The organism is Chryseobacterium sp. SIMBA_038 (assembly GCF_046535115.1).
In the GTDB taxonomy this organism is placed as follows: Bacteria; Bacteroidota; Bacteroidia; order Flavobacteriales; family Weeksellaceae; genus Chryseobacterium.
Genome location: NZ_JAWRXH010000369.1, coordinates 1 through 244 on the forward strand (window position 1 = coordinate 1; position 244 = coordinate 244).

A 244-nucleotide genomic window follows, 5' to 3' on the forward strand; every position below is an offset into this window, starting at 1 on the left:
GATCGATATCATCGACACCGGCATTGGCGTGCCCGACAAATATAAGCAAAGGATTTTCGAGGAGTTCTTCCAAGTAGGTAATCAAAGCCGGAACGCTGAAATGGGGCTGGGACTAGGGCTGTACATCGTACGAAATTTCATAAGCAATTTACCCGGGCACCGTATTAGCTTCTCCTCGCTGGAAAAACGCGGCTCCCGTTTCTCTATTGATTGCCCGTTGCACACCGAAAGCGTAATCCTTTCG

1 protein-coding gene is annotated in these 244 nt (G+C 49.2%); it reads left to right on the top strand.

Translation table 11 applies throughout. The features are described 5' to 3' along the window. The coding region (locus SB689_RS23930) for an ATP-binding protein (protein WP_410694520.1) at positions 1 to 244 on the top strand (244 nt) is incomplete at both ends.